Origin of the sequence: Geomicrobium sp. JCM 19038, assembly GCF_000698125.1 — a bacterium.
Classification (GTDB): domain Bacteria; phylum Bacillota; class Bacilli; order Bacillales; family Marinococcaceae; genus Geomicrobium_A.
The window spans coordinates 165,698-188,193 of sequence record NZ_BAXA01000003.1 but is presented as its reverse complement, the minus strand read 5'-3'; the positions used below and the strand labels follow the sequence as shown (position 1 = coordinate 188,193).

Below are 22,496 nucleotides of genomic sequence, written 5' to 3'. Positions count from 1 at the left end.
TTATTCAGCAGCAATAATGTAATGGTAAAGCGGTTGTTTCCCTTCATGCACTTCGGTCTCAACTTCTGGAAACTTCTCTTCGATGTACGAGACGAGCGCATCCGTACAAGACGCTTCTGCTTCTTCACCACTAATGATCGTTACCATCTCTGTATCGTTGTCTACCATTTGGCTTGTCACAGAAATGAGTGTCTCTTCTAAAGAGTCTCCTGAGCTTACAATTTTGTTCTCAACAAGGCCCATGATGTCGTCTTTCTTAATGTCTATGCCATCAATCGCTGTGTCACGAATTGATTTTGTAATTTGACCGCTTTTCACTTGAGAAATGCTCTCCGTCATTTCTTTTTGGTTGCGATCGGCATCGTTCATTGCATTAAACGAAAACAGCGCGCTTAATCCTTGAGGAACAGACTTCGTAGGGATGACACGAACATCACGATCACTCACTTCAGCTGCTTGCTCGGCTGTCATAATGATGTTGCTGTTGTTTGGAATTAAAAACACATGCTTTGCGTGTGTTTCTTTAATTGCATTCGTCAACTGCTCCGTACTCGGGTTCATCGTTTGACCACCTTCGATCACGATGTCTACACCGACACTCTTGAATAGATCACGAATTCCTTCACCCATGGCAACGGCAATCATAGCAAACTCAGCTTCTTCTTGAGTTTTTTCGGAACGGGCGGTTCAGTTTTCTTAGGTTCATTTGAAAGTGCAGCATGCTGGTCACGCATGTTGTCCACTTTAACGTGAATAAGATCCCCGTACTTTTGTGCCTCGTTCATGATGAAACCTGGATGTTCAGCATGAATATGAATCTTAATAATATCTTCATCACTTACGACTAGAAGAGAATCGCCGTATTGGCTTAACGTATTGCGGAAATCTTCTTCAACGTAGGGTGACTCGTTCGTTTTGTCATCGCTAAAGCGAACCATCACTTCAGTACAGTATCCAAATTCAATATCCTCTGGATTCATGTCACCTTGAATGTTGTGGTGTTCAACATGAACGAGCTCTTCCATCGTCGCTTGCTCTGGAGCGTCATCTGCTGTCGTTTCTCCGCGCATTGCACGTAGCATACCTTCATAGATGTAGACGAGTCCTTGACCGCCTGAATCGACGACACCTACTTCTTTGAGTACAGGAAGTAAATCAGGTGTGCGCTCAAGTGAAGCTTTCGCTTCTTCAATCGCATCGACAAGTACTTGTTCTGCATCCTTCGTTTTCTTTGCAGACTTGGTCGCTTTCTCAGCTGCATCTTTAGCAACCGTTAAGATTGTCCCCTCAACAGGTTTCATAACCGCTTTATAAGCCGTCTGAACGCCTCCGTCGAACGCTTTAGCAAGCGCTTGTCCGTCAAGCACTTGATCATGCTCAATGCCTTTTGCAAAACCACGGAATAGCTGTGACAAAATGACACCCGAATTTCCACGTGCTCCCATTAATAAACCTTTAGAGAACGTTTTTGCAACTTGGTTTGCACTCGTTGCATCTTGCTGTTTCATTTCTTTCACGCCAGATCGAATTGTAAGGCTCATATTCGTTCCAGTATCACCATCTGGTACAGGAAAGACATTTAGAGCGTCAACTCGCTTTGCGTGTTTCTCTAAAGCGACTGCTCCCTCATTAAACATGGCCAGAAGCATCTGGCCGTTAATTGTATTTGACACTTATACACACCTCATTTAGTCCAACCGTTACGGATTAGAAACGCGAACACCTTGAACGAAGATATTCACAGATTCTACTTGTAGTCCCAGTAATTTTTCTAGTTGATATTTCACTTTTGATTGTACGTTGTAAGCAACTTCAGAGATCTTAGTGCCATAGCTTACGATGATATACATATCAATCATAAGATCTCCCTCGTTTTCACGGATGACAACCCCACGTGAGAAATTGTCACGCTTTAAAAGCTCAGAGATTCCGTCTTTGATCTGCTTTTGAGAGGCCATGCCTACAATCCCATAACAGTCTGTTGCTGCACCTCCTGCAACGGTTGCAACTACTTCTTTTGAGATGTCAATGGAACCTAGTTGAGAATTCATTTCTAAGGCCATAGCCATCCTCCTTTCATCCATCAGTAATGATAACTATCGACAGTTTACTATATTTTTCAGCTTTTATAAAGCAACTGTTCATAAATCTATATTGATTTCTTCCATATTTTTATGCTAAGATGTTCGAGTGCAAGTAAGGGAGAAGTAAATAAAGGAGGGATTCTGATGGCACGTAAATGTTTTGTTACGGGTCGTGGACCATCAAGCGGTAATAACCGTTCCCACGCGAACAACTCGTCAAAACGCCGTTGGGGCGCAAATGTCCAAAAGGTTCGTATTCTAGTTGACGGGAAACCTAAACGAGTATATGTATCTGCAAAAGCGTTGAAAGCCGGTAAAGTAGAGCGCGTCTAAGCGCTACTTACCGGTTTTTATAAAATGAAAAAAAGAAAAAGCTCCGCTTAGCGGTGCTTTTCTTTTTTGGGGGTTACTCTTTTTTAAATGAGTTCAGCATCGCGCGAACAACCCCACCTAAAAACTTCGGAAGCTTAATCGTATAAAATTTCATTCCAATTCCTCCTTGAAGGCCAGCTTTTTCCGAAGACAAACACTGACGGGCACATACGGATTCTTCTATATGTATATTCACCCAGAAGGAAATAGTACATCGTTTTTATAAAAAATTACTCGGTTATGCTTTTAAGCCGTTCCACCGCCTGCTTGCGGTCACTTTGTTTATAAATGTGTGAACCTGCCACGAGCAAATTTGCTCCGTGTTCTACACATTGTTTTGCCGTTTCTTCGTTAACGCCTCCGTCAACTTCAATAAGCAACTCTTCGTTCACTTCATTTGCAAATTTACGTACTTCAGCAATCTTAGGTAACACAGCTTGAATAAAACTTTGCCCACCAAACCCAGGGTTAACCGTCATTAACAAGACGAGGTCTACGTCTTCAATCACATGTTGAATCATCGCTACTGGAGTATGTGGATTTAAAGCAACCCCCGCTTTAACACCATGGCTTTTAATGAGTTGAATCGTCCGGTGCAAGTGAGTACATGCTTCTACATGAACCGTAATGATGTCTGCGCCGGCTTTGACAAAGTCTTCAACGTACCGATCTGGATCTTCAATCATTAAATGAACATCAAGTGGTAGTGATGTTGAGCGTTTTGCCGCATCAACAATGAGAGGACCAATTGTAATGTTAGGAACGAACTTTCCGTCCATTACGTCTACATGGATATAGTCCGCATTGCTCACTGCCTCGATGTCGTTGCCTAGTTGTTTAAAATCCGCTGAAAGGATTGACGGTGCGATCATTGCCATTGTGTTAAAACCTCCGCTTTTCTTCTTCTTCTTTTTCGTTGTAAAATGCCAAATAATTGTCGTATCGATACGGTGCAATTTCATCGGTTTCAACCGCAGCCTTTACTGCACAACCATCTTCTCTGCGATGCGTACAGCCTCGGTACTTACAATCTTTGGACACCTCATAGATTTCAAGAAAGCTATCTGCCAAAACATCAAGGTCAATCCCCGTAAAATCAAGGGAGCTAAAGCCGGGAGTATCTGCGACTTGACCTCCACACGTTTGCAATAACTCAACGTGACGCGTCGTATGTTTCCCCCTTGATAATTGTTGCGAGATTTCACCTGTTTGCAGGTCTAATGAGACATCAACACGATTTAATAGCGTTGATTTACCAACGCCAGACTGCCCCGCAACGACGGTGGTGCGGTTTTTCAATTGTTCTCGAATAACGTCAAGATCGTCATCACCTGGCGTATAAACGACTGTATAACCGAGTGATTCATATCGACTTGCTTTGCTTTGAACTTCTCGCTTTATTTCTTCACTTGCAAGGTCCATTTTCGAAATGATGATGACCGATTCAACTTCCATCGCTTCTGTATGGACGAGCAATCGATCTAGTAAATACGTACTAAACTCCGGTTTCGTCGAAGACATAACGAGTAGTGCTTGATTGACATTGGCAATCGGTGGACGATGCATCTCATTTGATCTCGATTCGACCGTTTGAACATATTCCTCTTCAAACGTGACAAAGTCACCAACGAGCGGTTTAATCTTCTGCTTACGAAACAATCCACGTGCCCGACAACGCGTAACCTCTCCATCATGTAAAACATCGTAGAATCCACCGACGGCTTTTATAATTTGGCCTGCTTGCAACGAATCTCCTCCTTAGTCTTCTTCGAACTCTAGCGTATTGGATTGCATTTCTTCGTCGTTAATATACAACGCGTACGTCCCCGGTATACTCTTGCTCACTTCAAAAGGAACGAGATATTCGGTCGATTCTGTTATCTCTTCCTCAACGAAAATTTCTGGGTCGTCCCCTGTCGTTCTATCTGTAAATTCAATGCGAATGTCATACGACTGTCCAGCTTCTGGGTCGGTCACATTTACGGGGATCTCCGCATAGCGAGTTTGCGTTTCTTCCTCTTCGACAGGCGGTTCACCATTAGAAATCACGAATGTCACGTCAGACCCTTCATCAATCGTAACGTACGGTCCTGGCTCATGAGTAATCACTTGCCCTTCTGGCACAGTTTCTGAGTATTCACGATCAAATGAACCTGACAATTGATGAGATTCAAGGTAATTACGCACCGCTTGCTCACTCGATCCTGTAAGGTCTCCGAGTGTCATTTGTGGTGTTTCACTGTATACGAGTTGAACCGATAGCTCGTCTTGAATGACCTCATCACCAGCCTCAGGTGTCTGGCTGATGACGTACCCTGGTGGTTGCTCATCAGAAGGCTCACTCGTCATCTCAACGTCTATGTCTAGTTCTTCAAGAAGATCAAGCGCATCCTCTACACTCATTCCTGTTAAGTCTTGCATTTCAACCGTTTCCGGACCATCACTCACTCGAAGTGTAATCGCACTTTCAACTTTCACATTTCTTCCCGCTCTTGGGTCTTGGTAATAGACAACATCACGTTCAACTTCATCGTGATATTCTCGCTCAATTGTAACGATTAGTTCATGCTCTTCTAACAACTGTTCTGCTTCTTCGTAATTCGTACCAACAACATCAGGCACTTGCACTTCGTCTACAGCAAACCAAGACGGAATGACCATAAATCCTAGCACGAGCGCTGTCGGTACAATGATTAGAAATGCGAGTAATGGAAACAACCAACGCTTACGTTTTGACTTTTTCTTAGGCTCATTTGCTTTTGTATCATTTTCTTGTTGGTCTGTTTGTTCACTTGGAGCGACAATTGTTTCTTCAGAAGATTGTTGATCGCTTAATACGGGTAGCACTTTTGTTTCTTCTTCACTTTGATCATCAAGTTCAAGTGGCGCCTCATTCATCCGTTCTGGTAACAACGCCGTTTTTGCATCATGCAACATGTCGTGTACCGTCTCATAACGCAACAACGGATCTTTCGCAGTCGCTCTACGAATGATATTGTTCATGCTCTCTGGTAAATCAGGGCGCAACGCTTTTGCGTTCGGAATCTTCTCTTGCAAATGTTTGAGTGCAATTGAAACCGCAGAATCTGCATCAAACGGCAATGTCCCGGTAATCATTTCATAAAGCACAACGCCTAAAGCATAAATGTCCGCTTTTAACGTAACCGCCCCACCACGTGCTTGTTCAGGAGATAAATAATGAACAGAACCGAGGACAGAATTCGTATGTGTAATCGTCGCCGCTGAGGCCGCTCTTGCAATCCCAAAATCCGTTACTTTTACCGTGCCATCTTCATCAAGAAGGATGTTGTGTGGCTTAACGTCACGGTGAACAATTCCTTGGTCATGGGCATACGCAATCGCTGAAGAAATTTGATCAAAGATTTGGAGTACTTCTTGAAACGGAAGTGCACCTTCTCGAACTATTTTTTCTTTTAATGTACTGCCACCAACGTATTCCATCACGATGTAAAACGTTTGATCTTCTTCACCAACATCATAAATGTCAACAACGTTGGATGAATTAAGCTGGTCGCCGCCTGAGCTTCACGTCTAAACCTACGTATAAATGCTTCGTCGTGTGTATATTGAGGTTGTAAAACCTTCACAGCAACATCACGCTCTAAAATAACATCTCGCGCTCGGTAAACGTTTGCCATTCCGCCACCACCGATGGCTTCAATGACTTCATAACGACCGTCAATCCGTGACCCTATCATAGTTCGTTCGCTCCCTTGTCTATGAGAATGAACGTAATGTTGTCTTCGCCACCACGGTCAAGAGCAAGTTGCAATAGTTGATCGGCTTTATCTTCTAAACGATTATCTTGATTTAAGACAACGTCGAAATCATCGTTTGATAGCTTGTCGCTAAGCCCATCCGAACACAAAATAATGGTGTCCGTATCGCTTAATTCATGCTGCAACACATCAATGTTACACTGGTTCTCTGTGCCGAGTGCGCGTGTGACGACATTTTTTTGTGGGTGATTTTTGGCTTCTTCTTCTGAAATCTGACCTTGACGGTAAAGTTCATTTACGAGTGTATGGTCATGAGTCACTTGTGAGATATGGTGTTCTTTTTTTACGTATAAGCGGCTATCACCAACGTGAGCACTAATCATTTCAGATTCGGTTATGAGTGCACAGACAATCGTCGTACCCATGCCACGCATTTCTGTATTCGTCAGCGATTGCTCATAGATGCGTTTATTTGCGTCTGTAATCGTATGAAGAAGCCATGATGTCATGGCTTCTTCTGTTGCATGTGGTGCTTGTTTCTTCCATGCTTCTCTTAACGTTTGAATGGCAAGTTCACTCGCAACATCTCCAGCTTTATGGCCACCCATGCCATCAGCTACAACTGCGAGAAGAAGATCATCTGAGAGAAAATAATCACATACATCTTCATTATGTTCTCTCATCTTACCTACATCACTTCGAAGCTCAACTTTCACACTCACACCTTCGTTTCTTCAGCGCGTTCTTTTGCGCGTAATTGTCCGCAAGCAGCATCAATATCATGCCCTTGTTCACGACGGATTGTGACGAGTACTCCTTTTTCTTTTAACGTACGTTCAAATTCAAAAATATCTTCGCGGCTCGTACGCACATAATCACGCTCAACAACGTCATTAACCGGAATGAGGTTCACGTGACATTTAAGGTCTTTAATGAGCTCAGCTAACTCTTCAGCATGCTCAACTTGGTCGTTCACCTTACCAAATAGACCGTACTCAAATGTAACACGACGCTTCGTCGTCTTTTGGTAATACTTAATTGACTCCATTAGCTTTTTCACTGGGAATGCTTTGTTAATCGGCATTAAGCGACCGCGGATTTCATCGTTTGGCGCATGGAGGGAAATCGCAAAATTGATTTGCATTCCTTCATCAGCAAATTTGTAGATTTTAGGCACCATTCCACTCGTTGAGACCGTAATGTGACGAGCACCAATGTTAAGTCCTTCATCATGATTCACTGCTCTAAGAAAGCCCATTAGATTCTCATAGTTATCAAATGGCTCACCAATACCCATCACGACAATTGAGTCGACTCGCTCACCTTTTGCATCAAGGGCACGTTGCACGTCTAATACTTGTGCTGTAATTTCACCCGCTTCAAGATTTCGCTTTAAGCCACCGAGAGTTGATGCACAAAACGTACACCCAAGACGACACCCAACTTGTGTTGTTACACAAATGCTGTTTCCGTAATCATGACGCATTAATACAGTCTCGATTGAGTATCCATCGTGTAACTCAAAAAGAAACTTTTCTGTACCGTCAACAGATGTTTGACGAAGCACTTCTTTTAACCTCGTAAATCGAAATTCTTCTTTTAGTTTATCTCGAAGTGTAATCGATAGATTGGTCATTTCATCAATTGATTCGACACGCTTCCGATACAACCATTCAAAAATTTGCTTTGCACGGAACTTTGGTTCTTTGTTTTCTTTCATCCATTCTTCCCATTGCTCAAACGTTAATGAAAGAATTGATCGTTTTCCATCTGTTGCTGTTTTCGTAATATCTCGCTTTTTAGTTCTCGTTTCCATGACGAGCACTTCCCTTCTTCATTGCACAAATAAAAAATCCGTCACTGCCATATTGATGTGGCAAGATCGTTGTATATCCTTGATTTTTACTTTGTATCTTTATTCGTTCTTGTAATGATTCATCGTGAGTAAAGTCTTCATTGTTCTTTAGAAACTCTTGAACGACGTGTTCGTTCTCTTCTGGCAAAATCGTACACGTGCTATATACGAGCACTCCGTCATCTTTAAGCAGTTTGGACGCAGCGTTTAGAATATCAAGCTGTAATGCTGGCAATTTCCGAATCTCTTTTTCATCTGTATTCCATTTAATGTCTGGCTTACTTCGAAGCACGCCAAGTCCACTACACGGGGCATCAACTAAAATACGATCAAACCGCACATCTTGATACGTTTTAGCAAGATTCACCGCGTCTTCAGTCGTTGCATGAACAATTGAAAGTTGCAGTCGGTTTGCTTCTTTTTCAATCAGACGCTTTTTATGAGCATGCACATCATTGGCAATAATCTCGCCTCATCGTTCATTAATTCGGCAGCATGCATCGTTTTACCGCCTGGAGCTGCACACGTATCCAACATCTTCATCGAAGGTTTTGGGTTTAGTGCTCTTGCCACGAGCATGGAGCTTTCATCTTGAATGCTAAGTCGTCCTTCTTTGAACGCGGCACTTTTTGTGACGACGCCCTTTGTGACGATCAAGCTCTCTGTCGCTAGTTCACCTTTAACCGTTTCAATTCCTTCTTCCAAAAGCTCTGTTTGAACAGCTTCTACAGTCGTAACCCTTAAATTCACTCGAATCGTCGTTTTACCCCGTTCGCTGTTCGTTGCACATAAACGCATCGTTTCTTCTTCACCGTAAGCGTTGATCCAACGGTTAACGAGCCATTCTGGGTGAGATGTTTCAATCGCAATTCGTTTAGAACTTGGTGTAATGGAAGAAAAGTCAGGAAGCCCTTGTCTTGACAACGAACGTAAAACGCCGTTGATTAAACCTTTAAGACCAACTCTCCCCCATTGTTTTGAAAGCTCAACTGCTTCGTGAATTGCTGCTCGTTCGGGAATGCGATCCAAATAAAACATTTGGTAAACTGCCATTCGTAGAATGACTTGAATTCGTTGATCACTTTTGTGGACTTTGTTTTTCATTACACCATTTAAAAGATAATCAATCGTATTCAATCGTTTTATCGTACCATAAACCACCTCTGTTACAAACCGTTGATCCACAGCCGATAACTGATGGGTTTTAAGTTGTTCATCAAGTGCTAGATGCTATAGGCCCCTTTGAAGAACACGGCTTGGAGCGTTTTTGCTGCCACGTAACGTGGGTTTTCATTCTTTGTCATCTTTGAGTACATCTCCAACGTTTAAGGATTGGCCTTTTCCTCTAAGAAAATCAGAGGCTTCCATGGCTTTTTTGCCTGCTGGTTGGACGAGAAGTAACTTTACCCCTTGATGGTCTCCCGCCACAACGGTAAATGAATCTTGCTCACGTTCCACAACCGTTCCAGGATTTGCATCAAAGTTGTGATCACTAAGCTCAGACTTCCATAATTTAAGCGACTGACCATTCCACGTCGTAAAAGCAACCGGCCATGGGTTCATACCACGAATTTGGTTATGAACAGCTTGGGCAGATTTCGTCCAATCAATACGTTCTGCACCACGAGCGATGTTCGGTGCATACGTTACCTTTTCTTCATCTTGTTGTACCGGTTGAACCGTTCCATTTTCAAGATGTGGCAACGTTTCTTTTAAGAGCTTCGCACCGAGCGCACTTAGCTTGTCATGCATCGTTCCAACTGTATCGTCTTCTTCAATGTTGATGGCTTCTTGAAGAAGCATATCTCCTGCATCCAATCGCTTCACCATATACATGATGGTCACGCCAGTTTCTTTTTGTCCATCGATGATGGACTGATGGATCGGAGCGCCTCCACGATAAGCCGGCAACAGTGAAGCGTGAACGTTCACCGCACCGTATTTTGGAGCTGTTAAAATCGACTCTGGCAAAAGTTGACCGTAAGCAGCAGTTACAATCAAATCAGGATTTCCTTCGATGGCTTGTTCTACCGCTTCTTTATCACGAAGTTTCTCTGGTTGAAACACCGGGATGTCATGTTGCTCAGCTTCAACTTTCACAGGCGTTTTAATGAGCTCTCTTTTGCGTCCCTTCGGACGATCGGGTTGAGTGACGACACGGATGACATTATGACCTTCTTCAACGAGCATAGAAAGCACAGGTACAGCAAAATCAGGTGTTCCCATAAAAACGATTTTCATACTTATCTATCCTTTCAAACCTTACTGTCGTGCAAAAACCCCCAACGTTGTGGGGGCTACATGAATATGTTTGGATGGCGATCAATGGCCATAAAACGACTATCTTTGTGCACTTCTTGTTGGTAATGAGTAAATAGTTCGCTGAGAATCTCCGAAAAATTAGGTTCTCGTTTGTATTTTATCATGCATTGCGTCCGATATCTATCATTGATCCGACTAATTGGTGACGGAGTCGGCCCTAAGATGACCGATTGATCACTTAGACGCTCCTTTAGAAAACGAGTCGCTCGTTCAGCAGCTTTCATCGCCGTGAGCAATTCTTCATGCGAAAATGTAATTAAACAGATGAAATAATACGGCGGGTACCCTGCTTGTCGCCTTTGTTGCATCTCATACGCAAAAAAACCTTCAAAATCATGGCTTTTTGCGTGCTGGATCGCATAATGTTCTGGGGTGTACGTTTGGATGACGACTTCTCCTTCACGCTTGTCTCGCCCCGCTCGGCCACCGAGTTGCGTTAACAACTGAAACGTTCGTTCAGGTGCTCTGAAATCTGGTAAGTTCAAGAGCGTATCCGCAGTTAAGACGCCTGCCAATGTAATTTTTGGGAAATCCAAGCCTTTGGCAATCATCTGCGTACCGAGTAGAATATCTGCCTCGTGATTACCAAATCGCTTTAACAGTGCTTCATGCGAACCTTTCTTACGTGTCGTATCGTTGTCCATTCGTATGATTCGCGCTTCTGGTAATAGCTTTTGCAATTCCTCTTCGACTTTTTGCGTTCCTGTTCCAAAGAAGCGAATGTGCTCACTTTCACACGCTGGACACTCCTCATACATCGTCTCTTCATGTCCACAATAATGACACTTCAACTGGTTACCCCGTTGATGATACGTAAGGGAGATTTCACAGTGCGGGCAATCTCCAACGTACCCACAACTTCTACACATCACAAACGTCGAGAACCCACGCCGGTTCAAAAACAAGACAATCTGCTCTTCTTTCGCTAACCGGTCTTTCACTTTATCTAGCAACTGACTAGAAAATACCGACCGATTGCCACCACGAAGCTCGTCTCTCATATCAATTAGTTCAATGGCAGGAAGCGGTTTTTTATTTACACGCTCTGGCAATGAAAGTAACGTATAGACGTCTTTTTTTGCTCTAGCGAAGCTTTCCATAGAAGGTGTTGCACTACCGAGAACGACAGGACACTCGTGCGTTTGGCTACGATAAATGGCCACTTCTCGAGCATGATAACGGGGATAATCTTCTTGTTTGTAACTACTTTCATGCTCTTCATCAATAATGATTAAACCAATGTTGTTAAAGGGCGCAAACACGGCAGACCGTGCTCCAACAACGACTTGCACTTCGTTACGGTGAATCTTCATCCACTCGTCATACCGCTCTCCGCTTGAGAGCGCACTATGCATCACGGCAACGTGGTCTCCGAATCGCCGCTTAAACCGTTCAACCATTTGTGGCGTTAGTGAAATCTCGGGGACGAGCACAATCGCTTCTCGTCCTTCTTTTAGCACTTGTTCAATCGCTTGCAAATACACTTCCGTCTTACCGCTACCGGTAATTCCATGCAACAGCATCGGTTTCGATGATCGTTCTTCAACTGCGTCACGAATTGATTCATACGCAACGTGTTGATCATGGGTGAGCGTTCGCTTCGCTTCCCGCCCATCGCCAGCTTGGCGTTCATAGGGATTGCGTTCAATAACGATTTGATGCTCCTCAAGAAATTCATTTTTGATGAGCGTTTGAATCGTTGAGCGACTGAGTCCATGATCATTAATAAGTGTGGCGACTGGAACAGCGCCAGAATCTGCTACTCGCTCAATCGTCGCTAGTGTCTCTTGTTGTTTCGTCGTTTTCGGTTGTTGCGCGCTTTGTAACGTTGTTACTGCCTTTTGCTCCTTATGCTTTGCACCGTCTTTTAGCTCATAATACACTGACAGAACATTTTCCTGAATCCCTCTAGAAACGGCCTTTAAAATCGTTTTATCCTCCGGAATTTCTTTGAATGGAATTTTGATTCGTTGGCCGAACAGCGCTTGAACAGAAACGTCAACGTGATTTGCTTTCTCGTTTAAAACGAGAAATTTTTGTGCTTTTGCTCTCATCGCCGCAGGAATCATTGCAAACAGTGCTGTGATTTGGAAACACGTCGTTTCTTTAGCAAGCCAACTCCCTAAATCTAGAAGTTCTGGACTAAGAACTGGTGTGACGTCTAACAGTTCACTAATAGACTTGACGTTTTTCACGGATGCTGTGTCGGATAATTCAACGATAATTCCTGTTAGTTTACGTTTCCCGAACGGGACGAGCACACGCATCCCCGGTGCTGCTACGCCAAGATGAGCGTCTTTTAAACGATAGTCAAACGGTCGATCGACACCTCCCGCAGCGACATCAACGATGACTTTCGCGTACACGGTGATTCTCCTCACGTAAAAGCTTCGATGCGTTTTCTAAAATCGTATATGCTAACGTTTCTTTCTTCTGTTGATCAACTCGGTTTACGCCACCTTCACGATCAATCAATAACACACGGTTTTCATCACTTTCAAAACCAATTGAGCGGTCCGAAACATCATTCGCTACAATTAAGTCCAGTCGTTTTCTTTCAAGCTTTTCTTTTGCGTACGTTTCTACATCTTGCGTTTCTGCCGCAAAACCTACAAGCACTTGATGATGTTTATTTTCTCCGAGTGTCCGAAGAATGTCTTTCGTCCGCTCCATTTCAATCGTCAGGTTGCCTGCTTGTTTCTTCACTTTATGCGCTTCTACCTTTGTTGGTCGATAATCAGAAACTGCAGCGGTTTTAATGACAAAGTCTGCATCATCAAAGTGCTTCATCACTTGTTCATACATCTCCTCTGCGCTCGTTACCGAAATGAGCGTGACGCCTTGCGGCGCCTCCAAGTGCACAGGTCCACTAACGAGTGTCACCTTCGCTCCTAAATCAATAGCTGCTTTGGCAATTGCATAACCCATCTTCCCTGTCGAACGATTGCTCAGAAACCGTACAGGGTCAATGACTTCTCTTGTTGGACCAGCGGTTATGAGGACGTTTTTACCCTTTAGTGTCTTTTCTTTTTGTTCACTGAATTCGCCGTGTAAAAAATTCAGGATATCTTCTGGCTCGGCTAATCGTCCCTTGCCAATCCACCCACACGCTAAGTAGCCCGCACCTGGTTCAATAAATGTCACACCGCGGTTCATCAATGTTTCGAGGTTTTGGATCACGGCTGGATGGTCATACATGTTCACATTCATTGCCGGTGCAACGTATACAGGAGCTTTTGTCGCAAGCAACGTGGACGTTAACATGTCATCTGCAATCCCATTTGCATATTTCCCAATGAAATTTGCGGTCGCAGGCACGATCACAAACGCATCTGCCCAATCAGCAACGTCGATATGAGCAATCTTTGAGACATCTTCTTCTACAAACGTATTGTCATAAACCCGGTCCCTCGTGAGCGCTTGAAACGTTAGTGGTGTAACAAATTCTTTGCTACTTTCTGTCATGATCGTCTTTACACTCGCTCCAGCTTGTTTCAATTTCGAAGCAAGGGCGGCTGCTTTAAAAGCTGCAACTCCTCCGGTTACACCGAGCACGATTTTCTTACCGTCCATACGTCCTACACCCTTCCGCACTGTTCTTTTTGCTATTTATTATAGCAAATTCCTATGTAAATAAAAAAAGACTGCCTGTAAATAGACAGCCTCTTTAACCGTTACGCTTTGATGTTTAAGTAGCCTTCTTGAATTTCTTCAAGTGCAACACCGACATTCTTTTTTGATACTGGCTTGTTCACTCCAGAAGTTCTGTCTTCTTGCTCTTGAAGTGCACGTGCGCGTTGCGCTGAAATTGTAACGAGTGAATACTTACTATCAATCTTCTTTAACAATGAATCAATCGATGGGTATAACATCTTATTCACTTCCCTCTACTAAATTACGATAATAATCGATCACACGCTCTTGACGGAGATGCTCTGCATCAATGATCGTTTGAACTTTACTTACAGCATTGTCGACCTGATCATTTTCAACAACATAATCGTATTGCGCCATCATTTCAATTTCAGCTTTCGCAACATTCATGCGTTGGTTAATTAGATCAGAATCTTCCGTTCCTCGCCCTTCAATTCGTTTTCTAAGCTCATCTAAGTTTGGCGGAGCTAGGAATATAAAAACACCATCTGGGTATTTCTCTTTTACTTTGGCAGCACCTTGAACTTCAATCTCCAAAATAATATCTTGTCCTTCACGGAGCTGTTCTTTTACATAGTGTAGTGGTGTTCCATAATAATTATCAACATACTTTGCCCATTCTAAAAGCTCATCATTTGCGATCATTTCTTCAAAGACTTCTTTTGTCTTATAGAAATAATTGACGCCTTCTTGCTCACCTTCTCTAGGAGAGCGGGTCGTTGCAGACACGGAGTAAGAAATTCGATCATTCACGCCTCTTAATGCGTTACAAACTGTACCTTTCCCAACTCCTGCAGGCCCTGATAAAACAATTAATAACCCTTTGTCCTTTTTCAACATCGGTTCACTCCTACACTTATGATTCTTCTTCGCCTTCGTCTTTTGAATGCAATCGTTGAGCAACGGTCTCTGGTTGGACCGCTGACAGTATAACATGGTCACTATCTGAAATAATAACCGCTCGCGTTCTTCTTCCATATGTAGCATCGATCAGCATGTTACGATCGCGACCTTCTTGAATAATTCGTTTAATCGGTGCAGATTCAGGACTTACAATGGTAATAATTCGATTTGCTGAAACCATATTTCCAAAACCGATATTAATGAGTTTCACGTTCATTATGTTACCCTCCTTTTCTGCACGTCGTTTATTCGATATTTTGCGCTTGTTCGCGTAACTTTTCAAGCTCAGCTTTGAACGAAACGACACTTTTGGAGATTTCTGCATGGTTGGCTTTAGAGCCAATTGTATTTATTTCACGATTCATTTCTTGAAGAATAAACTCCAGCTTACGACCCATCGGGGGTTGTTCAGTAAGCGTTTGTAAAAACTGCAATCGGTGCGAATGTAGTCTCGTTAATTCTTCTGTAATATCACTCTTATCAAGTAAAAAGGCAATTTCCTGATGCAACCGCTCATCGTGTTCATTTAATGATCTATACGACTCACTTAGCTTTGACTCTAAGCGTTCACGATACATCGTTTCTACTTCAGGTACATACCCTTTTATCTTAAGCTCCATCTGTTCGAGCTCGAGCAATCGCTCATAAACATCACCGTACAAATACTCTCCTTCTGTTTCTCTCATGCTTAATAGCTGAACGAGAGCGTCCTTCGATGTGTTTAGAACAAGTTCCTCCAAACCGTTTGTCGTCGACTCATCATCAACGACTTCAATGATCCCTAAATCAATTAAGCTTGAATCGAGTGAAATCTTCTGTTCAACATTCTCCGTTTTCATAAATCTACGCATTGTTTTGATGTAATCATCATACAATGTTTCATTCACTTGGAGTTTTTTTAGACGACCTCGATTCTCTTCAATCTCAACTTTCAGATCAAACTTCCCTCGGTTTACCCGAGACTTTATAAGCTTTAGAAGGTCTTGTTCTATGTGTCTTAGTGAAGTAGGCAACTGCATATGAACATCTAAAAAACGATGATTTACGGTACGCATTTCGACGAGTAACTTTCCACCTATAAATGTCAGTTCTGCTCGTCCAAAACCAGTCATACTATTTACCATTCGATTCACTCCATCATTTTATTTTATACGTTTTTGCTTTAGACAACAAGTAGTTCACCGTTGTCTTTCAAAAGAGAACCGCGAAATTTGCTGAAAAGAAGTCGGATTTTCGTTGTCGTTTTTTACTATTACATATATTACAAGGTGGGAATTTATGGTACATTATAAGTAGAAAAGATGTGAAACTTTTCCCAATTTGAAACGTCTATACTACGACCAAGTTTTATGGAGGGGAATTGTATGAAACCGTTACGTTTATTGCCTATTGTAGGACTATTCGTACTAAGTAGTGCTTGTGGTGCTGATGAAGAAGTGATGGCAAGCGCTCCTGTATTTGGAGAAAAATCTCTTCACGAATTACGTGAAACTCCAACTCATAAAGTGAGTGTTTATGACGAAAATGATGAAGATTTTCATGTAGAATTTACGCGAGATGAATTGCAAGAAGATGAGCTACGCTCTTTTGCAAAAGAACTTGCCCGTGGCGAGAACGGTTATGATCAATCAATGAAAACCCCTAAGAACATCGACGGTCAAGTCGAAGGTGGCCAAGACCAAGTGATCTTAGACGAAAATGCTCTTGTTGAGAATATATTGAATCATTCGTATTATCATGATTCTATTAAACTACCGATCGAAGTAACGTCTCCTAACGTTACTGACGATGATCTACAAGCTATCTCCGATGAGACTATTGGTTCATTTTCAACGTCTTTTGATGCGAGCACAACGGGAAGAGTTGAGAACATTCGTTTATCAACCGAAAGTATCCACCGCTCTGTTCTAGGTCCTGGCGACCGCTTTTCGTTCCATGAAGTCGTCGGACCTGCGACTGCAGAACGAGGCTATCAAGAAGCCAATGTAATCGTCGATGGGGAGTTTACCAATGGTATGGGTGGTGGTATTTGCCAAACGTCCACAACCCTTTACAATGCTGTAGAACGTGCAGGACTGGACATTGTTGAACGTCATCACCATTCATTGCCGATCAGTTATGTCCCAGAAGGTGACGATGCAATGGTAAGTTGGGGATGGGCAGACTTTAAGTTTGAAAACGGTCACGACTTCCCTGTTATGATTACTGGTTCTGTTGATGCATCTAGCGGGCAAGTCACGTTTGAAGTTACGGCTGCCGAAAGCATTTAAGGTGAGGTTAAGAAAGCGAGATTCTCAGGAATCTCGCTTTCTTTGTTCAATCACGTAAATTCTTTTTGTTTACTTTTCCAGTTCGTTCGTACGGAAGCTTTGAACGAAAGGTTATTTTTTTTGGCATTAATTCTCGTCTTGCTTGTTCTTTTAACCAACGTCGCAACTCTTCTTCTGTTAACGCGCTAACTTTAGGCTCGATAAAGGCATGTAGACGCTCACCAAAACGCTCATCAGGGATACCGACAACAGCCACTCGTTCAACTTGTTCATGTTCATGTAACAGTTGTTCTAATTCAATTGGATAGACGCTAATTCCTCCCGATATGATTTGTTCATCTTCTCTTCCTCGGCTATAATAACGTCCTTTTTCGTCTTTCACTACAAGATCTCCAGTTGAATACCAGCTTTGTTTCACCTTTTCCATACCGCTCTTCGTTAGGATTTGCAATGACCCAGCCTCTTGACTGTTCGCCACCTTGCCTCTTGTGTCTACAACTCTTGCTTTCATCCTTTAATTGGTTTGCCTAACGCTCTTGGGTCCTGTCGTAAATCGTTTGGAGTTGCGATGAAATTTAACCCTGTTTCTGTCGTACCGAATAAATTGTGCACAACGGGGCCAAACAACACGGTAGCACGCTGAATCAGTGGTTCATTTAACGGCGCGCCACCTGAAGCGATGCACTGAATCGTTAGCTTTTTTGCTGCTTTGACTTGGACAAGATCGTGTAGCATCGTCGGTGTCACAATTAAGAGATGAACGTTGTGATCTGTCATTCGCTTCATCACGAGGTTTGCGTTAAACCGTTCATCAACAATTACTTCTTTCCCTGCAGCAACACACAATAAAAAAACCGCAAACCCGTAGCCATGGTACATCGGTGTTGCGATGTAAACGTGTTGATGATGCTTCATGTTTAGGGTCGTTATACATGCACGAAAAGGAGCCAAATAATTCGTCAATGAAGGTTTGTGCGCGATCGCTTTTGCTTTGCCTGTGGATCCTCCTGAAGGAATAATCACACGATTAACCCGTGCCCTACCAGGACGTTTCTTAGCTGCTTTTATTTGCTCAATCTCTTGGACAGTAAGTGCTGCCACGTTGTCCGTAGATGAGTATGTACTGTCGTGAATGACGGCTTTTATGTTATTTTCCGTGCAAAAAGCATGAAGCTGCTTCGTAGACAACGACGGGTTCATCAAAAACACATCAGCTCCTATCGACGTACAAGCAAATAGCAACGTCGTAAAAGACGTATTGTTCGTTACGACGAGAGCCACCCGATCTCCTGATTTTATGTCAACTTCATGGTTGCTCAGTTTACGAGCAGTGATGAGTACTTTCTCATACAAATCTTCGAAACTCCACACAACGCCATCACTTCTAACCATCGGAGCGTGTCGATACGTTCGTTTTGCAAATTCTAACAACGCCATAACGTTAACGCCTCGACGTACACAGGAGTACAAGAGCGTAGCTAGTGCTTTTGGATGTAGTAAACGAATGTTATGTAGTGCTTTCAATAATTGAATCAATGGTTGCTACTCCCCTTTTACAACTCGATCACTTTATAAACTCACTTTTCTTGAACTATAAAGCTTCGCAAATGTAAGCCACCACGGCTCATAACGTTTTTTCTGTTTAATCGTCGCATCAATAATTTTTATTGCCGCTTGTTCTGGCGACATTGCAGGCATTTTCTCGTAGCGTTTTGTAGGGGCAATCATCGGCGTTCGAACGAGCGGCAAATAGATGCTCGTTACGTTCATTCCACGCTTCTTTACTTCTGGTGTGACCGAGCGAAGCCACGTATCAAACGCACTTTTTGATGCTTGGTAAGCGGCAAAGTGAGACATCGGAGGTAATTGGCAATTAATCGTAGACACATTCACGATCTGGCCACCACGTTTCTCTAGTAGCGGCAGCATCGACATAACAATTGCAGCAGGTGCTTCATAGTTAATGTTCAGCGTTCGCTTTACATCATGGAAGCGATTCAATGATTCATAGATCGACCGTCGAATTGACAATCCAGCATTTGATAGCAATACATCAATACCGTCCGTCTCTTTTTGAATCGTATGTAAAAAGTGCTCGCGTGCTGATTCATCACGTAAATCGAGTGCATAAATGGACACAGTAGCGTTTTGTTTTTGTTCAACCACTCGTTTTACCTCGTCCAATCGTTCATGGTCTCTTGCTACTAAGAGAAGATGGCACGTCGCATTAGCAAATAGGAATGCCATCTCTTTACCAATACCGGAGCTTGCACCTGTAATGAGAACGGTTTTCTTGTTGAATGCTTTTGCTATTTGTCTTTCGTTAAGAGAGGTTTTCGGAAAGAGAAATGCTTCTACCAGTTGGTTCATGTTAATCACCCGGATCCAGTTTACCATATAATGTGAATATTGTTAGTTTACATAATTATTTTACTGTAAATTGAACGTTCTTTTCATCGTTGTTTTATGAAAACGACGTCTGTTCATATGACCCACTTTTGTGATTTCATAACAAAAAAATTGCCCTAAAAGATCTTAAGCCGACCTTTTAGAGCAACGCTTCATGCTATTCTCCTTTTTTAAGACCAGACCAACTTAATGCAACGGTTGGAATGGCTGCGAGACCGACAATGAGGAACCATTCGTTTAAGCTAAGTGCTGTTGTATAGAAAATTGGTTGTAAGAATGGTACGTAAATCACGGCTAACATCATGACGAATGAAAGAACGACGGCAACGACGAGCGCTTTGTTACTAAACGGATTTCTGTGGAACACCGAGTATTCGCTACGACAATCAAACACATGAATCAATTGTGCGACAACGAGCGTAGTAAAGGCTACTGTCTGCGCCTTCGTTAAATCTGGAATACCGGTAGTTCCATACAATGTGACGACAAAGCCGATGAGGGTAACCGCTCCGATTAGAAAGCCTCGTGTAATAATTTTAACTCCGAGACCTCTTGCGAAAATTCCTTCTCTCGGATGCTTGGCGCCCGTTTCATCACATCATTTTCAGCTCGGTCAACTCCGAGTGCCATCGCTGGTAGGCCATCCGTAACGAGGTTAATCCATAAAATTTGAATCGCAACGAGTGGCAACGGTAAACCGAGTAAAAGTGCAAACAACATGACTAGAATTTCCCCGACGTTTGAAGCAAGCATATAACGAATAAACTTCCGAATATTATCATAAATCGTACGGCCTTCTGCAATGGCAGCTTTGATCGTTGAAAAGTGGTCATCCGCTAGAACGAGTGCAGCAGCCTCTTTAGCTACGTCCGTTCCCGTCTTACCCATCGCAACGCCAATATCTGCCGCTTTTAATGCCGGTGCATCATTTACACCATCACCTGTCATCGCAACGACGTGCCCGTTTTGTTGCATCGCTTGTACGATGCGAAGCTTATGTTCAGGTGTGACACGAGCAAATACGTACGTTTTGCCGACGTGTTTGTTTAGTTCACCATCGTTTAACTGATCTAGCTGGCTGCCAGTCATAACAGAGCCGTGTTCTGGAAGCATATCTAGACTCTGTGCAACTGCTTTTGCTGTGTCCACATGGTCACCGGTAATCATAACGGTCTTAATGCCAGCTTCACGGCATTCTTTAATGGCATCTTTCACATCAGGTCTTGGCGGGTCCATCATCGCTTGTAAACCGATTAACGTCATGTCTTGTTCAATGTCTACACCTACGGTCGCCCCTTCAGGTAATGGTCGAACGGCTACTGCGATCGTCCGCAATGCTTTTTTTGCCATACGACTTACCGTTTGGTCCCATTTGGAGCGCATCGTCATTGAAAGTGACTTCACTTCACCGCTTACTTGTACACTCGTACACCGAGAGATTAAGACGTCTGGTGCACCTTTTGTAATGACAAACTTTTGTCCTTCGCGATTTCGAACGATAACGGTCATGCGTTTACGATTTGAATCAAAAGGAATCTCATCAAGTCGAATCCACTCATTCGTTAATTGCTGTTGATAGACGTTGTGCCTTGCTGCTGAAACGGCTAGTGCTACTTCTGTTGGTTCCCCACTTACGGTAAACTGATCTGAAGATTTCACATGTTGCTTGCGGTCACTCGTCTCAAGTTGTAGTTCTGCATTGTTACACAGCAGTCCATAGGTGAGTAAATCTTCACTGTCCTTTTGAACCTTAGTTGGCTTTTGGTTACTTAAGAACTTGCCTTCGACCCCTTCGCCTTCAACTTGTACATGCTGTGAGAATGTCCAAAGTTCTGTTACTGTCATATCATTTTTCGTTAACGTTCCCGTTTTATCCGAACAGATGACGGAAGCACAACCGAGTGTTTCGACTGCTGGCAAACGTCTTACGATCGCCTTATGACGGATCATTCGCTGTACACCGAGCGCTAATGCAACAGTCACAATCGCTGGTAGCCCTTCAGGAATTGCAGCTACCGCAAGCGATACACCTGCTAAGAACATTTCATATGCAGGTTGTCCTTGCATAATACCGAGTAGAACGACTAGAATTGTTAAGAAAATCGCACCGACAATGAGGATTTTACCTAACTGCTCTAGACGACGCTGTAGCGGAGTGGAGACACTTTCAGTGGATTGCAACAAATGCGCAATTTTCCCCATCTCCGTTTTCATTCCTGTATGAACGATGACACCTTTCCCGCGTCCTCTCGTCACCATCGTGCCGGCAAATGCCATATTGTGTTGGTCTGCAAGAGCTGCCTCACTGTTTGAAACAATGTGCTCATTTTTCTCAGAAGCGACAGATTCACCCGTTAACGATGATTCTTCAATAGCAAGTCTCATCGTCTCGATTAAGCGGATATCTGCACTAATACGATCTCCGTTTTCTAGTTGTACGATATCTCCGGGGACGGCATATTGAGAAGCAATGTTCGTCCATTTCCCATCTCTAAATACGGTAATTTCTGGAGCAGATAATTCTTTTAACGCTTTTAACGATCGTTCAGCCTTTCTCTCTTGTACAAAACCGAGAATGGCGTTGACGAGAACGATCCCCATGATGACGAGGGCATCAATGTATTCGCCCAGTAAGCCTGATACGAACGTTGCGACAAGCAAAATAATAACCATAAAATCTTTAAACTGTTCTAAGAACAAAATCGGCCATGGAGTTGCTTTTTCTTCTTGTAGTTTATTCTGACCATGGATGTGTAGTCGTTCTTCTGCTTCTTTTTCCGACAAACCGGTCGTTACTTCCGTGTTTAACTTCTTATAGACCGTAAGCGGATCGATTTGATGCCATTTCATCTCTTCCCACCCCACAGCTTGGACTTCTCAATCCATC

General features: G+C 43.1%; 20 protein-coding genes and 3 pseudogenes. 2 read left to right on the top strand and 21 right to left on the bottom strand.

Annotation, left to right across the window (positions count from 1 at the left end; translation table 11 throughout):
* Both JCM19038_RS05720 and JCM19038_RS05715 read right to left on the bottom strand, forming a co-directional pair.
* Positions 1-1,649: pseudogene (locus JCM19038_RS05720) on the bottom strand (DAK2 domain-containing protein).
* 51 nt (positions 1,650-1,700) lie between these two features.
* Complete coding sequence (locus JCM19038_RS05715) at positions 1,701-2,063, bottom strand: Asp23/Gls24 family envelope stress response protein (protein WP_042360225.1); 363 nt, start codon at positions 2,061-2,063, stop codon at positions 1,701-1,703.
* Between the two features lie 165 nt (positions 2,064-2,228).
* On the opposite strand from JCM19038_RS05715, the gene rpmB reads away from it, so the two are divergent.
* Positions 2,229-2,417: a 50S ribosomal protein L28 gene (rpmB, locus tag JCM19038_RS05710; protein WP_042360224.1), complete on the top strand. Its 189-nt coding sequence runs from the start codon at positions 2,229-2,231 to the stop codon at positions 2,415-2,417.
* Between the two features lie 73 nt (positions 2,418-2,490).
* On the opposite strand, the gene spoVM is transcribed toward rpmB, so the two are convergent.
* From spoVM to JCM19038_RS05640, 15 genes and pseudogenes are all read right to left on the bottom strand, one after another.
* On the bottom strand, positions 2,491-2,571 hold the full coding sequence (spoVM, locus tag JCM19038_RS05705) for a stage V sporulation protein SpoVM (protein WP_042415530.1): 81 nt from the start codon (positions 2,569-2,571) through the stop codon (positions 2,491-2,493).
* 115 nt (positions 2,572-2,686) lie between these two features.
* Positions 2,687-3,334 carry a ribulose-phosphate 3-epimerase gene (gene rpe, locus JCM19038_RS05700; RefSeq protein WP_042415527.1) on the bottom strand — a complete coding sequence of 216 codons (648 nt, stop codon included), beginning with the start codon at positions 3,332-3,334 and terminating at the stop codon, positions 2,687-2,689.
* A 4-nt stretch (positions 3,335-3,338) separates the two neighbouring features.
* The gene (gene rsgA / locus JCM19038_RS05695) at positions 3,339-4,202 is read right to left on the bottom strand and encodes a ribosome small subunit-dependent GTPase A (RefSeq protein ID WP_042415526.1); all 864 of its coding nucleotides are present in this window, start codon (positions 4,200-4,202) and stop codon (positions 3,339-3,341) included.
* A 12-nt stretch (positions 4,203-4,214) separates the two neighbouring features.
* On the bottom strand, positions 4,215-5,960 hold the full coding sequence (gene pknB / locus JCM19038_RS05690) for a Stk1 family PASTA domain-containing Ser/Thr kinase (RefSeq protein ID WP_238554300.1): 1,746 nt from the start codon (positions 5,958-5,960) through the stop codon (positions 4,215-4,217).
* On the bottom strand, positions 5,918-6,175 hold the full coding sequence (locus JCM19038_RS23375; RefSeq protein WP_052361121.1) for a hypothetical protein: 258 nt from the start codon (positions 6,173-6,175) through the stop codon (positions 5,918-5,920). The genes pknB and JCM19038_RS23375 overlap by 43 nt, the downstream gene beginning before the upstream one ends.
* Positions 6,172-6,912 (bottom strand): Stp1/IreP family PP2C-type Ser/Thr phosphatase, encoded by a 741-nt coding sequence (locus tag JCM19038_RS05685; RefSeq protein WP_255343350.1) that lies wholly within the window; start codon positions 6,910-6,912, stop codon positions 6,172-6,174. The genes JCM19038_RS23375 and JCM19038_RS05685 overlap by 4 nt, the downstream gene beginning before the upstream one ends.
* Before the next feature lie 2 nt (positions 6,913-6,914).
* Positions 6,915-8,012 carry a 23S rRNA (adenine(2503)-C(2))-methyltransferase RlmN gene (gene rlmN / locus JCM19038_RS05680; RefSeq protein WP_042360222.1) on the bottom strand — a complete coding sequence of 366 codons (1,098 nt, stop codon included), beginning with the start codon at positions 8,010-8,012 and terminating at the stop codon, positions 6,915-6,917.
* A pseudogene (rsmB, locus tag JCM19038_RS23370) lies at positions 7,996-9,260 on the bottom strand (16S rRNA (cytosine(967)-C(5))-methyltransferase RsmB); the annotation flags it as partial. The pseudogene rsmB and the gene rlmN, both read right to left, overlap by 17 nt.
* Positions 9,261-9,341: 81 nt before the next feature.
* On the bottom strand, positions 9,342-10,292 hold the full coding sequence (fmt, locus tag JCM19038_RS05670) for a methionyl-tRNA formyltransferase (protein ID WP_042415524.1): 951 nt from the start codon (positions 10,290-10,292) through the stop codon (positions 9,342-9,344).
* Between the two features lie 56 nt (positions 10,293-10,348).
* A complete protein-coding gene (gene priA, locus JCM19038_RS05665) occupies positions 10,349-12,739 on the bottom strand; it encodes a primosomal protein N' (RefSeq protein WP_042415522.1) in 2,391 nt (796 codons plus the stop codon).
* The gene (gene coaBC, locus JCM19038_RS05660) at positions 12,717-13,946 is read right to left on the bottom strand and encodes a bifunctional phosphopantothenoylcysteine decarboxylase/phosphopantothenate--cysteine ligase CoaBC (RefSeq protein ID WP_042415519.1); all 1,230 of its coding nucleotides are present in this window, start codon (positions 13,944-13,946) and stop codon (positions 12,717-12,719) included. The genes priA and coaBC overlap by 23 nt, the downstream gene beginning before the upstream one ends.
* 101 nt (positions 13,947-14,047) lie before the next feature.
* Entirely contained in the window at positions 14,048-14,245 is a 198-nt protein-coding gene (rpoZ, locus tag JCM19038_RS05655) for a DNA-directed RNA polymerase subunit omega (protein WP_042415516.1), read from the bottom strand.
* 1 nt (position 14,246) lies between these two features.
* Positions 14,247-14,864 carry a guanylate kinase gene (gene gmk / locus JCM19038_RS05650; protein ID WP_081831648.1) on the bottom strand — a complete coding sequence of 206 codons (618 nt, stop codon included), beginning with the start codon at positions 14,862-14,864 and terminating at the stop codon, positions 14,247-14,249.
* Positions 14,865-14,883: 19 nt separating this feature from the next.
* On the bottom strand, positions 14,884-15,147 hold the full coding sequence (gene remA / locus JCM19038_RS05645; RefSeq protein ID WP_042360218.1) for an extracellular matrix/biofilm regulator RemA: 264 nt from the start codon (positions 15,145-15,147) through the stop codon (positions 14,884-14,886).
* 28 nt (positions 15,148-15,175) lie between these two features.
* Positions 15,176-16,054 carry a YicC/YloC family endoribonuclease gene (locus JCM19038_RS05640; RefSeq protein WP_042415513.1) on the bottom strand — a complete coding sequence of 293 codons (879 nt, stop codon included), beginning with the start codon at positions 16,052-16,054 and terminating at the stop codon, positions 15,176-15,178.
* A gap of 240 nt (positions 16,055-16,294) precedes the next feature.
* Between JCM19038_RS05640 and JCM19038_RS05635 the strand changes: the two genes are divergently transcribed.
* A complete protein-coding gene (locus JCM19038_RS05635; RefSeq protein ID WP_052361115.1) occupies positions 16,295-17,200 on the top strand; it encodes a VanW family protein in 906 nt (301 codons plus the stop codon).
* 46 nt (positions 17,201-17,246) lie between these two features.
* On the opposite strand, the gene JCM19038_RS05630 is transcribed toward JCM19038_RS05635, so the two are convergent.
* From JCM19038_RS05630 to JCM19038_RS05615, 4 genes and pseudogenes are all read right to left on the bottom strand, one after another.
* Complete coding sequence (locus JCM19038_RS05630; RefSeq protein ID WP_193745053.1) at positions 17,247-17,678, bottom strand: hypothetical protein; 432 nt, start codon at positions 17,676-17,678, stop codon at positions 17,247-17,249.
* Between the two features lie 29 nt (positions 17,679-17,707).
* Positions 17,708-18,736 carry an AMP-binding protein gene (locus JCM19038_RS05625; RefSeq protein ID WP_042415508.1) on the bottom strand — a complete coding sequence of 343 codons (1,029 nt, stop codon included), beginning with the start codon at positions 18,734-18,736 and terminating at the stop codon, positions 17,708-17,710.
* Between the two features lie 33 nt (positions 18,737-18,769).
* Complete coding sequence (locus JCM19038_RS05620; RefSeq protein ID WP_052361113.1) at positions 18,770-19,570, bottom strand: SDR family NAD(P)-dependent oxidoreductase; 801 nt, start codon at positions 19,568-19,570, stop codon at positions 18,770-18,772.
* Between the two features lie 196 nt (positions 19,571-19,766).
* Positions 19,767-22,459: pseudogene (locus tag JCM19038_RS05615) on the bottom strand (calcium-translocating P-type ATPase, SERCA-type).
* Between the last annotated feature and the right edge of the window lie 37 nt (positions 22,460-22,496).